This is a genomic window from Klebsiella sp. RHBSTW-00484, assembly GCF_013705725.1.
Classification (GTDB): domain Bacteria; phylum Pseudomonadota; class Gammaproteobacteria; order Enterobacterales; family Enterobacteriaceae; genus Klebsiella.
In genome coordinates, this window is the sequence record NZ_CP055481.1 from 2,451,033 (window position 1) to 2,466,798 (window position 15,766).

A 15,766-nucleotide genomic window follows, 5' to 3' on the forward strand; every position below is an offset into this window, starting at 1 on the left:
AGACTACTGAATCTTGTAAGAAAGCCTCGCCTGTGCGGGGCTTTTTAGTCTCTATTGCAAAACGTTTCTATTTTCCCCCCTCCGTTGTGCTTTGTTGCAAAACAACACCCTTATTCGCATTGTTTAGCAGTCTTTTTTTGCCTATTTTCTGTTAAATCAGAGGGTTGCAAAATAATGATGGAGCTAAGGTGCAAAAGAACAAAATTAAGTCAGCCGCCAATTTTACCCCGATCCGTTTTGGGTTGCTGTGCGTGGCGATACTCAGTTGTCTTGGGCTGCTATTGGCTCGAGTGGGCTGGCTACAAATTGTCTCCCCAGACAAGCTGGTTAAACAAGAAGATATGCGCTCCTTGCGCGAGGAGCCTGTTGACGTTCAACGTGGGATGATTAGCGATCGCGAAGGCCGCCCGCTGGCGGTTAGCGTACCGGTAAGCGCGATTTGGGTCGATCCGCAAACGACCATCGAAAAGGGTGGGGTGGGATACGGTCCCCGCTGGCAGGCTATGGCCGAGGCTTTACACCTCAATCTCAACGACCTGGCCCACCGTGTTGAAGCGCATCCTCATGCGCGGTTTCTCTATCTGGCTCGCCAGATAAACCCGGAGCAGGCGGAATGGATCGATAAACTTCATCTACCGGGCATTAATCTGCGCGATGAGTCGCGCCGCTTCTATCCGGCTGGTCACGTCGCCGCTAACTTGCTTGGTTTTACCAATATCGACAACCAGGGTATTGAAGGGGTTGAGAAAAGTTTTAATGCCCAGCTAACCGGTAAGCCGGGGCGTCGGCTGGTACGTAAAGACCGTCATGGCAACGTTATTGAAAATATTACCGAAATGGCGGCGGTTCCTGCCCATAATTTGCAGTTGAGCATTGACGAGCGGCTGCAAACGGTGACTGAAGATGCGCTGGACAATGCCGTGCGCTGGAATAAAGCGGAGTCGGGAGCGGCAGTGTTGATTAAAATCGACACCGGAGAAATTTTGTCGATGGCCAGCTATCCGGATTTCAACCCTAATAATCGCGATGATGCGAAGCTGAATGACTTCCGCAACCGTGCGATCAGCGACACCTTTGAGCCCGGTTCAACGGTCAAACCTCTGGTGCTGATGACTGCGCTTCAACAAGGTATCGTACAACCAGATAGCGTGGTGGATACCCACCCCTTTGTGCTGGATGGTCACCGCATTCGCGACGTGGGTTACTATCCGGAATTGACCCTCACCGGCATCCTGCAAAAATCCAGCGATACCGGGGTTTCGCATTTGTCGCTGGCGATGCCGGTCCAGCATCTTATTGATACCTATAAGGCATTCGGTTTTGGCGACTCTACCGGATTGGGGTTGACCGGCGAGAGCGCGGGGCTGATGCCGCAGCGTCGCTATTGGGGGCAACTGGATCGGGCGACTTTCGCCTTCGGTTATGGTCTGATGGTGACGCCGCTTCAGCTAGCACATGTTTATGCCACAATTGGCGGCTATGGCATTGAGCGGCCGCTGTCGATCACGCGCATCGACCCGCCGGTCATTGGCACTCGCGTGATGCCGGAGCAAATCGTACATGAAGTTGAGCACATGATGGAGAGCGTGGCCTTACCGGGCGGCGGCGGGACTAAAGCGGCGGTGCGCGACTATCGGGTGGCGGTGAAAACCGGCACCGCTAAAAAAATCGGTCCGGATGGTAAATACATTGATAAGTACGTTGCCTATACCGCTGGTGTTGCGCCGGCCAGCAACCCGAAATTTGCGCTGGTGGTGGTGATGAACGACCCCAGCAACGGGTCGTATTACGGCGGGGCGGTTTCTGCGCCGGTATTCAGCCAGATCATGGGCGATGTCCTGTGCCTGGAGAACGTTATGCCGGATGGAATGCCGCAGGATTCAGAAAACCTCATCGTAATGCACAACGGCGAGGCCTTTTCCCCCGCGCTGTAACAGTGGTCTGAAAGGGCGAATAGCGCTACACTTTCGCCCTTTCAGCGACACCGGAGTTGTCATGTCTTACAGTTGCCCACTTTGCCACGCGCCGCTTGAGCGCCGCGACAATAGCTATATTTGCCCACAGCGGCATCAGTTCGATCTGGCGAAGGAGGGCTACGTTAATTTGCTGCCGGTACAGTTTAAGCGGTCTCGCGATCCTGGCGACAGCGCGGAGATGATGCAGGCCCGTCGGGCGTTTCTCGATGCGGGTCATTATCAACCTCTGCGAGATGCTATTAGTGCTTATCTGCAAACCTTCGCTCCGATTGATTTACTGGATATCGGCTGTGGGGAAGGGTATTACACTCATGCTTTTGCTGCCATAGCCGCCCATAGCTGGGGGCTGGATGTTTCTAAATCCGCTATTCGCGCCGCGGCTAAACGTTATCCGCAAGTCAATTTTTGCGTCGCATCCAGCCAGCGCTTGCCGTTTGACGATGCCAGCCTTGATGCGGTCGTGCGAATTTATGCCCCGTGTAATGCTCAAGAATTGGCGCGTGTTGTCAGGCCCGGCGGCTGGGTGATCACCGCGACGCCTGGTCCGCGTCATTTATTGGAACTCAAAGGATTAATTTACGACGACGTGCGCCTGCATGAGCAGAACACGGAAGAGATGACGGGATTCACGTTATGCCACCAGCAGCAGCTGGCCTATCCGATGCAGCTAAATGGAAGTGAGGCAGAAGCGTTACTACAGATGACGCCGTTTGCGTGGCGGGCAAAACCGGCAGTTCGAGAAGCCTTACGTCAGCAGGAACTATTTGGCTGCCAGACCGATTTTGCTATTCACTGCTGGCAGCGCGATGCCTGATGGCTAGCCGGCAAAATGGCTCCAGAGTATTTGGGCGCCAATGCCAATCAGAACGATACCACCCAGTATTTCGGCCCGTTTGCCCAGCAGCGGGCCGATAAAGCGTCCTACCATAATGCCCAGCGTCGACATCATCAACGTGGCACAACCGATGGCCAGCGCGGTGGCGATAATATTGACCTGCAAGAACGCCAGACCAACGCCGACAGCCATGGCATCAAGACTGGTGGCGAAAGCGGTGGTGACCAGCAGCCAGAAACCGTGACGGCGGGGAGCTTCACACTCTTCGTCGTCGCTGCCGCGAAATCCTTCAATAACCATACGACCGCCGAGAAACACCAGCAGTATGAAGGCAATCCAGTGATTCCATTCAAGAACAAACTGGCTGGCCAGCATCCCCATGCCCCAACCGACGAGCGGGGTGAGCGTTTCGATAGCGCCAAAGATAAGGCCCGTGCGCAAGGCTTCGGAAAATTTAGGTTTATGGAGGGTCGCGCCCTTACCGATAGAAGCCGCGAAGGCGTCCATGGACATGCCGAAGGCAAGAAGAATGGTAGCGGAAATATTCATTAGAGCGTCCTGACCGGGGATAATCCATATGACACATCGCTACCCCCAGTAAGCATACGCAGCTCATCCTGATGATGAAGTGCTGCGTACAGCAGTGATGTGTCTATGGTCTCGCCTGATTGAATACTTTCTTCAACCCGTACGTGCCACGTTTTGCAACGAGTATGTTGACACGTACATTTCCTGACTGGCAGGAAATCGGCTACTCCCCAACGACGGGCGCAACCTTAACATAATTTTAGAATATAAAACAATAACAGAGTTAGGTTATTTTGATAACTAAATGATAACGATTTTCATTTTAATTTAGGAGTGAATGATTCGTTAATAAATATGAGGATATTAGACGGATGAAATATAGCACTGGCTATACATCATCCGTTGGGAAATTGTGAGATATAGCGTGAACTATATTTCTAAATCATTGAGTTGAAACGAGAAGTTTGTATATCTTCTCCAGATCGTCGATATTGCGCACACGAATAAGTAAACGGCGTTGCTCTAATTGCATCACCAGCACGCCATCTTCCGATAAATTCATCTCTTTAATTCGCTTATATTCAATCCAGATATTGGCGAAGAAAAAACCACTCTTTTTGAAGATGATCTTCGGAGTGCGGATCCAGAACAAATATAGCCCCATTAGTGCCAGGGCAGATAATAACCAGGTGGTGATAAGTTCGCCCTGGTTGGCCATATTGTTGTAAATCAGTATCCCGATAAGGCCGACGAAGATAATGCCATCAACACGACTGCGGCGGAGCAGGGGGATAGCCAGCAGACTTGGGCCGTTAAGACGCGGCATAATGAACTGGTCGTAAACCGCAAAGGCGAGCAGAACGAGAATAAACAGGATTAACACCAGGTCCGTGATTGTCATCCATCCTCCAAATAAAAAAGCCGGGGGCAAGCCCCCGGCGCACAACACAATAATTACAGGCCCAGCAGGCCGACAGCGTAGCCCGCGATACCGATGACGAAGAAGCCAACGATGATCCACAGGGCGTTTACTTTCTTACGCAGCAGCCACATACAAGCGAAGGTCAGCAGCAGCGGCACCAGGCCCGGCATCAACTGGTCAAGGATGGTCTGCACGGTAGTGACGCGAGTCTGACCATCCTGACCAGTGATGGTAGAAACCACCAGCGGGATGTTCACGTGCGTCCACTTGTTAACCAGCGCTCCCATAACAAACAGGCCGAGGATTGACGCCCCCTCTGTCAGTTTCTGCAGGAAGCCGCCGCCCATATCTTTAACGATGTCGATACCTTTACGGTAACCGTACGCTACGCCGTAATAACGGGTCAGCAGGCGTACTGCGTTAAACAGGATAAAGAACAGCAGAGGACCAAGCAGGCTGCCGCTCATCGCGATACCTGCACCCAGCGCGGCGAATACCGGACGAACGGTACCCCAGAAGATTGGGTCGCCTACGCCCGCCAGCGGACCCATCAGACCGACTTTGATACCGTTGATGGCACCATCGTCGATTTCTGCGCCGTTAGCACGTTGCTCTTCCATCGCCAGCGTTACGCCAAGAACCGGCGCCGCTACGTATGGGTGAGTGTTAAAGAACTCAAGGTGACGTTTAATCGCCTGTTTACGCGCATCGTTGTTCTCAGGATACAGGCGACGAATTGCCGGTACCATAGAGAAGCAGAAGCCCAGCGCCTGCATACGTTCGAAGTTCCATGAACCCTGGAACAGGTTAGAACGAATGAACACGCCACGAATATCACTCTGAGTGAGTTTTTTCTCGGTGGTATTTTTAGTCATATCAACCATTTCGCTCACCTGTTAGTCCAGTTCGTTATCGAGATCGTTATTACCAGCTGCCTGCGCTGGCGCACCCGCTACGCGGTTATATTTCGGGCTCAGCTGGATGTAGAGGACAGCCATTACTGTACCAATCACGCCCAGAGCAACCAGGTTGAAATCAGTGAATGCAGCGGTAACGAAGCCCAGGTAGAAGAACGGCATCAGGTAGCCTGCGCGCATCATGTTGATGACCATCGCGTAACCGACTACCACGATCATGCCACCTGCGATGTTCAGACCGCCGGTTACCACTTCAGGAATGGCGTTCAGCAGACCCTGTACTTCGCTGGTGCCGACGGAGATCGCCACGATAACCGCCGGGATAGCGATACGCATGGCCTGCAGGAACAGAGACGAAACGTGAAGCCAGGAAATGGCCGTCAGGTTTCCGCTCTCTGCGGCTTTATCCGCAGCGTGCTGGAAAGCAACTGTGATGGTACGAACGATAATGGTCAGAACCTGGCCTGCTGCCGCCAGTGGGATGGCCAACGCGATACCAGCGCCAATGCTCTGGTGGCCTGCGATAACCAGAACGGTTGAGATGATTGACGCTAAAGCGGCATCAGGCGCAACGGCGGCACCGATGTTCATCCAGCCCAAAGCGATCATTTCCAGGGTACCACCGATGATGATACCGGTTTTCATATCACCGAGAACGGCGCCAATCAGCGTACAGGCCACCAGCGGACGGTGGAACTGAAATTCATCAAGTACCGACTCCATACCCGCAATACACGCGACGATGAACACCAGCACAATCTGAAGAAGGGTAATCTCCATTGTACTTCTCCTGTTGATTAAGTCTTAAGTTGAAAATTGGGTTGCGACCCGCGAGGCTACTTATTCACCTTGCCGATCAGATCCATCATTTTCAGTTTCTGGTCTGTGGAAACTTTGCGGGCTTCCAGTTCGATACCGCGAGCATTCAGTTTTTTGAACGCTTCAATATCTTTCTCATCGACCGAAATAGCGTTGTTCACCTGCGTTTTTCCCTGACGGAAAGCCATACCGCCGATGTTGACAGTGGTGATGTTCACCCCACCTTCAACAACGCGCTCAACGTCAGTTGGGTTAGTAAACAGCAGCATGATGCGCTCGCCTGCGTATTTCGGGTTGTTATAGACGCGAATCATCTTCGCGACGTCTACAACGTGGGCGGTAACGCCCGGAGGAGCAACCTGAGTTAGCAGCGTTTTACGCACGGTGTCTGCCGCCACTTCGTCGCTAACGACGATAATGCGGGTAACGTTAGTTTCTTTGGTCCAGCGGGTAGCGACCTGACCATGGATCAGACGGTCATCGATGCGTGCCAGCCCGATGACCATATAATCTTTCGGCCCCATTGGTTTCAATGGTGCTGCCGCTTTCGGTGCTGCTGCCTGAACCGGTGCTGGGGCGGCCTTTTCCACCAGCTTCGCTTTCAGTGCTTTCACGCCTTCACGGCCGGTTTCCACCGCCAGCGCGACCAGTTCATCGAACGACGGGTTATCGTCGCGCGCCATCAGTGTTTCCACCAGCATCGGGATGTTGACACCCGCGATGACTTCATAATGTTCTTTATCGACGACAATGCGGCTAGCTGCGTTAAACGGGCTGCCTCCCCATGTATCGACGAGAAATAACACGCCTTTTGCTGTATCCAGCTTCGCTAGCTGAGCGTTGTACTTCTCAATCAACGTTTCTGCGTTTTCGCCAGGAACGAAATCGATCCAGCCAACGTTTTCTTGTTCGCCCAACAGCATTTCTGCCGTTTTCAACAGCTGTTCTGCAGCCCAACCATGTGTGCCTATTACAATAGCAATCGTCACTTGCTACCTCCTTTATAATCGTGAATGCATCATCTGTTGTGATACATACTGAATCACTCTTGCGAACAAAATCGATTCAGTAAGGGTGTAAGATATAAAGTAATTACTACAGCGAATTATTTTAGACAGTGAAAAAATAATTAATGTGATGAAGCTCCGCTAATGATGTATAAGTTTGGGATTATTTTGCAGCGCAAAAAATAGTCTTAGCTATTGCAAAGACAGGTAAATTTTTTCCAATCTAGCTCTATATTTTGATATGTTTACGTTCCGTTTAATTACTCAGGAGTATAGGGCATAGCCCGCTATATGGATCGTCACCGACGTCTTTTCACCTTCAGGCACTCGTCTGCCGCCATCATCTGCTACGTTTTTTTACCAGCAACAAGTGTCTCGTCTGTGCATGACACAGCGATGACTATGTCTGTCGTTAACTGGAGCTGCTCATGGAATTCTTAATGGATCCCTCTATTTGGGTTGGCTTGCTGACGCTGGTCGTCCTCGAAATCGTGTTGGGTATCGACAACCTGGTGTTTATTGCCATCCTTGCTGACAAGCTGCCGCCAAAACAGCGCGATAAAGCGCGTTTGATCGGCCTCTCTCTGGCGCTGTTTATGCGTCTGGGTCTGCTGTCGGTCATCTCCTGGATGGTGACGTTAACCAAACCGCTTTTCAGCGTTGCCGATTACGCGTTTTCCGGGCGCGACCTCATCATGCTGCTCGGGGGGATATTCTTGCTGTTTAAGGCGACCACCGAACTGCACGAACGGCTGGAAAACCGCCAGCATGATTCCGGTCATGGTAAGGGCTACGCCAGTTTTTGGGTGGTAGTGGCGCAAATCGTGGTGCTTGATGCCGTGTTCTCGCTGGATGCCGTTATTACGGCGGTCGGGATGGTTAACCATCTGCCGGTGATGATGGCAGCGGTAGTGATTGCAATGGCGGTGATGCTATTGGCTTCGAAGCCGTTGACGAATTTCGTCAACCAGCATCCGACGGTCGTCGTGCTGTGTCTGAGCTTCCTGCTGATGATCGGCCTGAGCCTGGTGGCTGAAGGTTTTGGTTTCCATATACCGAAGGGTTACCTGTACGCCGCAATTGGTTTCTCGATAACCATTGAATTCTTCAACCAGGTGGCGCGTCGTAACTTTATCCGCCACCAGTCGATGCTGCCGCTGCGTGCGCGAACCGCCGATGCGATTCTGCGTCTGATGGGCAGTCGTAAACAGAACTCCGTGGTACAGGATGGCGATCGTCCGTCAGTGGTGCCGGTATCGGATGGTGCTTTTGCCGAAGAAGAACGCTATATGATTAACGGCGTCCTGACTCTTGCCCAGCGTTCATTGCGCAGCATTATGACGCCGCGCGGGGAAATTAGCTGGGTGAACGCCGAGCAGAGCGAAGAGGAAATTCGTCGCCAGCTTCTGTCTTCACCGCATAGCTTGTTCCCGGTATGCCGGGGCGAGCTGGATGAAATCATCGGTATCGTCCGTGCGAAAGAGATGCTGGTGGCGCTGGAAGCAGGGGATAACGTTGCTGCGCTGGCTTCGGCTTCTCCGGCGATCGTGGTTCCGGAAACTTTGGATCCGATCAACCTGTTGGGCGTGCTGCGCCGTGCTCGTGGCAGCTTTGTTATCGTGACCAACGAGTTTGGCGTGGTGCAGGGGCTGGTCACGCCGCTGGACGTGCTGGAGGCGATTGCCGGCGAATTCCCTGACGCTGACGAAACCCCGGAAATAGTCATTGATGGTGATGGTTGGCTGGTGAAAGGCTCAACCGATGTGCATGCGTTGCAGCAGGCGCTGGGGCTGGATCACCTGGTTGATGAAGATGAAGATATCGCGACGGTTGCCGGGCTGGTGATTGCGGTTAACGGCCACATCCCTCGTGCGGGTGATGTGCTTGATTTGCCGCCTTTGCAGTTCACGATTGTCGAAGCCAACGACTACCGTGTTGACCTGGTGCGGGTCGTGAAAGTACGCCAGGATAACGACGAAGAAGAGTAATGGTTGAACCCTGTTGGCTTTATCATGAAGCCGGCAGGGTATTCTCTACGTAAATACCCCTTTGTGTTTTTCAGATGCCAGCCACTGTGGAAAGTCGTCTATCGGCATCGGGCGGGCATAATAAAAACCCTGCAATAAATCCACACCATTTCTGCGCAGGTACTCCTCCTGCTCCCGGGTCTCGACACCCTCAGCAATCGTGACAATTTTTAGCCGACGCGCAAGGGCGATGATCATATCGGTCACCGTGGCGTTGACGCTATCGATACCAATAGCGCTGGTGAAAGATTTATCAATCTTCAACACATCAGGACGCAGTTTTTCCAGCCACGAAAGGGAACTGTTGCCAGTGCCAAAATCATCAATCGCTAGCTGTACCCCCTTGAAATGCAGGTGTTCAGCCATATGATGATCGCCATCCTGTAGCACGTCACGTTCAGTGAGTTCGACAACCAATTGTTGGACCGGATGCGCGCTAAACCAGTAGTGGTGCAGGTCGCGCAGCAGTTCGCCATTGGCGAAGTGGCGGGCGGCGACGTTAATCCCGATGTGAAAATCTTTGTCCTGAGGAAACAGCGCTAATTTATGTGCGGTTTGTGAAATCACATAGCGGGTGAGGGGGATAATCAGATTATAACCTTCAGCAATGGGTATAAAAACATCCGGTGAAATAGCCCCTCGTCGAGGATTATTCCATCGCAGCAGTATCTCAACTCCACAGCACTTTCGGGTATGCAGGTTTTGTAAAGGTTGACACCAAAGCTCGAACTCGTGCGCAGTAATGCCGAGATTAATTTCGCGAGAGAAACTCATTCGTCCCGCAGTCGCCAGCCAGGCGATGCCGGTCATTAACATGCTAAGGATCAGCGCCAGCGGCAATTCATTGGGAAGATCGCTAAGGGCGACCGCCGATGCTCCGGGACCGCTGACGTTGATAGTAAAAGGAAATTCTGTGGAACGCTGGCGGTAGATAATCTGCTCTCCCGGCAACATCTCCTGGCTTACCAGACCTGAACCGCTGATAAAACTTTTCTCGCCAACCTGCAGGCCAATCCCGGTAATTAACGATGATTTTGCATTGAAAATTAACCCACCTAACAGCTCAATATTGATGAGCAGTAGCACGCCGTCAGCACCGCTAAGCGAGGCGGGATACCACTGAATAAGTACCGGGGTTCCTTTAAGCAGCGAAGCGTCGTAGCTGAAGACTAACAGGGGATGATTTGTCGGTAATGCAGGCTGTAGTTGATGAACAGGAGTATGGCGCTCGCCAAAAATGCTGGAGCAGTAGAGTATATTCGACTGGACCAGCGCAATGGAACGTACTGTTTGCAACGATGAGGCCAGCTTGCGAAGCGCAAGGTGGGCATCCTGACAGGGTTGGTTCACCAGATGAAGCAGTGTAGTGTGCTGAGCGGCCAGGGGGCGTAAAATGTTATCCATCGCCCCCACCATTTTATTGGTGCTCGTCTGGACGCGCTGCTGATTTAAACTACGCTGCGAAATAAATCGAATCACTAACGTTGTTGTTAGCGTTAATAGCGCCACGAGCAAACATACCAGGATACGTTTCCTGCGGTATGTTGTGATGACTTTTTGTGCAGTCTGCATGCGCGACGCCCTGTCGGCTAAAAAGTGTTAATGAGAGTAACAGCCGCCATAGGGCAAGTGTAGTGGGGACAGATAAAAAAGAAGAATGCGTCCGATGGACGCATTCGTTTAAGTAATTATTAATCGCACTGAACTTTGATAGCCAGGCCGCCGCGCGACGTTTCCCGGTATTTGGCGTTCATATCTTTACCGGTCTCATACATGGTCTCTATGACTTTATCGAGAGAGACGCGCGGTTCGCTGGTTCGGCGCATTGCCATTCGGGTGGCGTTGATCGCTTTAACCGAGGCAATCGCATTACGCTCGATGCAGGGAACCTGCACCTGCCCGGCTACCGGGTCGCAGGTAAGACCGAGGTTATGCTCCATCCCGATTTCCGCCGCCACGCAAACCTGCTCCGGGCTGGCTCCGAGGATTTCAGCCAGGCCCGCCGCCGCCATTGAGCAGGCCACTCCTACTTCACCCTGACAGCCAACTTCCGCACCGGAAATTGAAGCATTCATCTTATACAACGCGCCGATAGCGCCAGAGGCCAGGAAGTAGCGAATATAAATATCCGGGCTGACGGACTCGATAAAGTGGTCGTAGTAGGCCAGCACCGCCGGAACAATACCGCAGGCACCGTTGGTGGGCGCAGTCACTACGCGGCCACCGGCGGCGTTCTCTTCATTGACCGCCAGGGCGAACATGTTGACCCAATCCACCACGTTCATCGGATCGTTAGAGAGTTTATCGCTGGCGACCAGCAGACGCCGCAGCGCCGAGGCGCGACGAGGAACGCGCAGCGGCCCTGGCAGCACGCCTTCGGTATTAATCCCGCGATCGATACAGGCGCTCATGGTGTGCCAGATGTTAGCAAAGTAATCTTCAATCTCTTTTTTGCTGTGCAGCGCCAGCTCGTTCTGCATCACCATGCCGGAAAGCGACATGCCGGTTTCTTTGCAGTAGCCCAGCATCTCCTGCGCGGATTTAAATGGGTATGGGACGCTGACTTCACCAACATTTTCTTTGCCGAAATGCTCTTCATCGACGATAAAGCCCCCGCCGATGGAATAATACGTTTTGCTGTAGATTTCTTTATCGCCAGCCCAGGCGTGAATGGTCATGCCGTTCTCGTGCAGCGGCAGGTTATCGCTACGAAAACGCATACCGTCATCCTGCGGGAAATCGACCTCATGCTGCCCTTGCGCCAGCAGCAGGCGACCGCGCGCTTCAACGTCGCGGATAAATGCCGGAATTGCGTCAATGTCGACCGTATCAGGCTGATTGCCTGCCAGTCCCATAATAATCGCAATATCTGTGTGGTGGCCTTTGCCGGTTAATGACAGTGAACCGTAGACGTCAACCGCCACGCGAGTCACTTCATTAAGCAATCCCTTTTCGACCAGGTCATCGACGAACTGTTTACCGGCCTTCATCGGGCCTACAGTATGGGAAGATGAGGGACCGATCCCCACCTTGAACATGTCGAATATACTAATCACGATAACACTCCTGACAGGGTTACCGCGGGTGCGGTAACGATGTAATAACTGCGCATAGTGTAAGAGGGAACCGTGCCATCAGCTTAAGTATTCACATGAATTAAACTAATGGATAACCGAGAATTTACTAATGCTGAGAACGAGTCCTTTATTAAGTATATACCCTAAATAATTCGAGTTGCAGGAAGGCAGCGACGCAGCAAATCCCCAGGAGCTTACTCTAGTAAGTGACTGGGGTGAGCGAGGAAAGCTAACGCGCCTGCAGCTTGAAGTATGACGGGTATAGTTAAGGACGGGAGCCTATCTGTAGCGCCAGTTCACGAATAATGCCCGCGGTCATGCCCCAGACAAAATAATGCTGATACCACGATAGCCAGACGCGATGTGAATTACCGCGCCGATGAATATCCAGCGGGTGATAGCGCCCGAGTCGCAGCGCCTCAGCCAGCGGCATTTCGAAGACTGCCGCGACCTCATCCTGACTGGCATGATAGTGCAGATTAGGCGGGATAATCCCGACCACCGGCGTCACCTGAAAACCGGTTACGCTATCAACTGGCGGAAGAACACCAATAATTTCAACGGACTCTGGTGGGATCGCCACTTCTTCTTGAGCTTCGCGCAGCGCGGCGGCAATAAGCGTGGCATCGCTGTTATCCACCGCGCCGCCTGGGAAAGCGACCTGTCCGGCATGTTTACGCATCAGCGGCGAGCGTTGGGTCAGCAACAGGCCCGGCTGCTGACGGCGAACAATTGGCACCAGAACCGCAGCCTGGCGCTGGTTGAGCGCATTGGCTGCGGGCTGTGGTCGCAGAAGCTGAAAACGAGAAAGAAAGTCGTCAAGGTCGAGGGCGCTGTCCGCCATGTTCTAGCTCTCCAGTTGATGCAGGATACGATTAACTTTATCAAAAGTTTCCTGATATTCCGCTGCTTCTTCGCTATCGGCCACAATACCGCCACCGGCGGAGCAGAAAAGCTGCCCCTGCCAGGCGGTGAGCGTGCGGATGGTGATGCTGGTATCCATATTGCCGCAGAAGCTGATATAGCCGACGCTCCCGCACCACGCGTTGCGCCTTTGCGGCTCCAGTTCATCGATAATTTCCATCGCTCTGACCTTCGGCGCGCCGGTAATTGAGCCGCCGGGAAACGCTGCGCGCAGCAGGTCGGTAGCGTGAAGATGAGCGGGCAATCTGGCGGTAATGGTGCTCACCAGATGATGTACGGCAGGAAACGGTTCAACGACGAACAGTTCGGGGACGCGAACGCTACCGGGCACGGCAACCCGGCCAATGTCGTTGCGCATTAAATCGACGATCATCAGGTTTTCTGCGCGGTCTTTCGGCGAGTTCGCCAGCGTTTTCGCCTGCAGCGCATCCAGCTCGGGGTCGGACAGTCTTGGCAAAGTGCCTTTAATCGGTCGGGTCTGGATTTCACTTTGATGTAGCTGAATAAAGCGCTCGGGCGACAGGCTCAATATTGCCCCTTCAGGCAGGCGGATAAAGGCGCTGAACGGTGCGCGATTGGCGTGGTTAAGCTGGCAGAACGCTTGCCATTCATCCCCGCGATAGCTGGCCCTGAAGCGCTGCGCCAGGTTGACCTGATAGCAGTCGCCGCTGTGCAGATAAGCCTGAATCTGGCTAAATTTTTTGCCGTACTCCTCGCGGCTCATATTTGAGCGCCACGGCGAAGTCAGTTCAAAAGGCTCAACGACCGGGGCTGATTGCGCCTCCAGCCATGCAAGGCAGCGCTGCGGATCGTCATAGCTGATTAACGACACTTCCTGGCGATGATTGTCGACAATCAATGCCCAGTCATAGATCCCCACCGCCATATCCGCCAGGGAGATATCCGCATCCGCCTGCGACGGTAGCGTTTCAAAACGCCGCCCAAGATCGTAGCCGAACAGCCCCAGCGCGCCGCCAAGAAACGGCAGGTGCGGGTGAGCTTGCGGTTGCAGATTATGCTTCTCCAGTTGTTGATGCACGAGCGTGAGCGGATCGGCGATTGATGTTGTGGTCGCTTCGCCCTCGCTTATGACGGTGGTTTGACCGTGAGTCACCAGCGTTGCGCATGGCCGAGCAACGATAACGTCAAACCGACTGTGTGGATGATTGGCAAAACCGGAGTGCAGCAGCATTGCCCAGGGTTGTGAACTTAATGGCTTAAAATAGTGTTCAGCGGCATCCGCACGCCAGGGCAGGGAAATAATCGCGGGGGACAACATCGTCTTCTTCAATCCTGATCGTTACCGCCTGCTGGTATACTAGAGGACGGCGTGAAATAATTACGCCCCACAATGTAGCAGGAGTGAGTGATGTTTGCAGGTTTACCTTCGCTGAGCCACGAGCAACAGCAAAAAGCAGTAGAACGAATTCAGGAACTGATGTCGCAGGGCATGAGCAGCGGCGAGGCTATCTCTTTAGTGGCTAACGAACTGCGCGCCTCGCATACCGGCGATCGGATTGTGGCGCGCTTTGAGGATGAAGACGAAGAAGAGTAAATCAGGGAAATGATCAGTATCGATTTGATAACTGATGAAGCGCTGCTTCTGGATACGGATAGCCATCGCGGGATGGAATTTTTGCGGACAAAATCTACATCGCGCCATTTTTGATGATCTTTGCCTCGAGAATGTCCAGTTTATCGACGCGCATCTGAGAAATACCAAGTTGTTCATCTGTTGCGTAAAACGCAGTCCCTTCCGCTGATTGAAGCGCTGGCATACCAGGATGCATGGAAATTGTTGCACAGAAGGGACTCGTACTGGCCTGCAAGGCCTGAAGGAGTAATTACAGGCCTGCGGCGCGACGACGGTATTTTTGCCGGATTGTGCCGTCGGAGGAATAAAGGATGGTTCATTCCGGGTTGATAGAAATTGATAATACGTTATCCCGGCCCTCGTTCTTTGCATTTTTGTCGGCTTTACCGCTTGATGAAATGCTGGATTTTCGAGATGCCTTTTTGTTTGATAGCCGTTGGGTAGCGGAGTTTAATAAGCTAATTCAGATTTCTATTAGTGACTAAAACTTAATATTTATCAATAAATTACGTTAAAAACCTTTTGAGTGTGCTTTTCGCTCTACCTCTAATAGTGAAATATCAGGGTTGATCTCTGATGATATCGAGCTTATCGGCAGGAATATTGTCGTAGGGAATCGAAGTGCCTGGCCGGAAACCTGTCTTTGGTTTACTTACCTGCGCGGTGAGTTTCCGTACCTGGTATAACTGGCTCGGCATATTTTGTTAATTACAGGATGGTTAATGCATCACGTTTCTTTTGATTTTGTTGCGACAATTGTCAACTGTTATACCGAAAATGATGTGCCGGTAATCGGTATTGGCGATGACCCTTTTGAGCCTGAACATTACATCGTAATTTCACAATTTATTGATGACGATGAGAATATTGATAAATCTATAGGGTTACAAACCCATCTGGCGGAACGGGAGCTTTCTGCTGCCATAGAAAAAATAATCTTGAATGTTAGCCAGATAACGATCGTTATTCAGAAAAGCAAAGTTGCTGATGTGGGGACCGAATGTATAAATATTGATTTAACAAATACCAGGGACCAGCGACCGCTATTGCAGGAGTATCTTCAGACGATCTTTGCCCGGAGCAGCGTGTTGATAGAGTACCCCCAATAAAATAGCTTCGCCGTAGTGTTTGCTTAGCTAC

At 52.3% G+C, this 15,766-nt stretch carries 14 protein-coding genes; 5 read left to right on the forward strand and 9 right to left on the reverse strand.

The window, feature by feature from the left end; all coding sequences use genetic code 11:
• The first annotated feature begins 188 nt into the window (after positions 1-188).
• The gene (gene ftsI / locus HV213_RS11680) at positions 189-1,934 is read left to right on the forward strand and encodes a peptidoglycan glycosyltransferase FtsI (protein WP_181485813.1); all 1,746 of its coding nucleotides are present in this window, start codon (positions 189-191) and stop codon (positions 1,932-1,934) included.
• 61 nt (positions 1,935-1,995) lie between these two features.
• Positions 1,996-2,790 carry a 23S rRNA (guanine(745)-N(1))-methyltransferase gene (gene rlmA, locus HV213_RS11685; protein ID WP_181485814.1) on the forward strand — a complete coding sequence of 265 codons (795 nt, stop codon included), beginning with the start codon at positions 1,996-1,998 and terminating at the stop codon, positions 2,788-2,790.
• 3 nt (positions 2,791-2,793) lie between these two features.
• Here the strand turns inward: rlmA and mntP are convergent, their stop codons facing one another.
• The 5 genes from mntP to manX all read right to left on the reverse strand — a co-directional run bounded on the left by mntP (position 2,794) and on the right by manX (position 6,986).
• The gene (mntP, locus tag HV213_RS11690; RefSeq protein WP_110274268.1) at positions 2,794-3,360 is read right to left on the reverse strand and encodes a manganese efflux pump MntP; all 567 of its coding nucleotides are present in this window, start codon (positions 3,358-3,360) and stop codon (positions 2,794-2,796) included.
• Between the two features lie 421 nt (positions 3,361-3,781).
• Positions 3,782-4,240 (reverse strand): DUF986 family protein, encoded by a 459-nt coding sequence (locus HV213_RS11695; RefSeq protein ID WP_181485815.1) that lies wholly within the window; start codon positions 4,238-4,240, stop codon positions 3,782-3,784.
• A 53-nt stretch (positions 4,241-4,293) separates the two neighbouring features.
• Entirely contained in the window at positions 4,294-5,145 is an 852-nt protein-coding gene (locus HV213_RS11700; protein ID WP_110274266.1) for a PTS mannose transporter subunit IID, read from the reverse strand.
• 12 nt (positions 5,146-5,157) lie between these two features.
• Positions 5,158-5,958 carry a PTS mannose/fructose/sorbose transporter subunit IIC gene (locus HV213_RS11705; RefSeq protein WP_110274265.1) on the reverse strand — a complete coding sequence of 267 codons (801 nt, stop codon included), beginning with the start codon at positions 5,956-5,958 and terminating at the stop codon, positions 5,158-5,160.
• A gap of 56 nt (positions 5,959-6,014) precedes the next feature.
• Positions 6,015-6,986 (reverse strand): PTS mannose transporter subunit IIAB, encoded by a 972-nt coding sequence (manX, locus tag HV213_RS11710; RefSeq protein ID WP_110274264.1) that lies wholly within the window; start codon positions 6,984-6,986, stop codon positions 6,015-6,017.
• A 446-nt stretch (positions 6,987-7,432) separates the two neighbouring features.
• Here manX and yoaE point away from each other — a divergent pair, with 446 nt between their 5' ends.
• Positions 7,433-8,992 (forward strand): CNNM family cation transport protein YoaE, encoded by a 1,560-nt coding sequence (gene yoaE, locus HV213_RS11715; RefSeq protein ID WP_181485816.1) that lies wholly within the window; start codon positions 7,433-7,435, stop codon positions 8,990-8,992.
• Positions 8,993-9,037: 45 nt separating this feature from the next.
• Here yoaE and HV213_RS11720 read toward each other — a convergent pair whose 3' ends face one another.
• The 4 genes from HV213_RS11720 to pabB form a co-directional block, all read right to left on the reverse strand.
• Positions 9,038-10,603, reverse strand: coding sequence for an EAL domain-containing protein (locus tag HV213_RS11720; protein WP_181485817.1), 1,566 nt, complete (start codon positions 10,601-10,603; stop codon positions 9,038-9,040).
• Between the two features lie 119 nt (positions 10,604-10,722).
• Positions 10,723-12,087, reverse strand: a complete 1,365-nt coding sequence (sdaA, locus tag HV213_RS11725; protein WP_181485818.1) for an L-serine ammonia-lyase — start codon at positions 12,085-12,087, stop codon at positions 10,723-10,725.
• Positions 12,088-12,373: 286 nt separating this feature from the next.
• A complete protein-coding gene (locus HV213_RS11730) occupies positions 12,374-12,952 on the reverse strand; it encodes a CoA pyrophosphatase (protein WP_112213316.1) in 579 nt (192 codons plus the stop codon).
• A 3-nt stretch (positions 12,953-12,955) separates the two neighbouring features.
• The gene (pabB, locus tag HV213_RS11735) at positions 12,956-14,311 is read right to left on the reverse strand and encodes an aminodeoxychorismate synthase component 1 (protein ID WP_181485819.1); all 1,356 of its coding nucleotides are present in this window, start codon (positions 14,309-14,311) and stop codon (positions 12,956-12,958) included.
• Between the two features lie 90 nt (positions 14,312-14,401).
• Here pabB and HV213_RS11740 point away from each other — a divergent pair, with 90 nt between their 5' ends.
• Positions 14,402-14,587: a YoaH family protein gene (locus HV213_RS11740; protein WP_181485820.1), complete on the forward strand. Its 186-nt coding sequence runs from the start codon at positions 14,402-14,404 to the stop codon at positions 14,585-14,587.
• A gap of 761 nt (positions 14,588-15,348) precedes the next feature.
• Positions 15,349-15,735 carry a hypothetical protein gene (locus HV213_RS11745; protein WP_181485821.1) on the forward strand — a complete coding sequence of 129 codons (387 nt, stop codon included), beginning with the start codon at positions 15,349-15,351 and terminating at the stop codon, positions 15,733-15,735.
• The last annotated feature ends 31 nt before the right edge of the window (positions 15,736-15,766 follow it).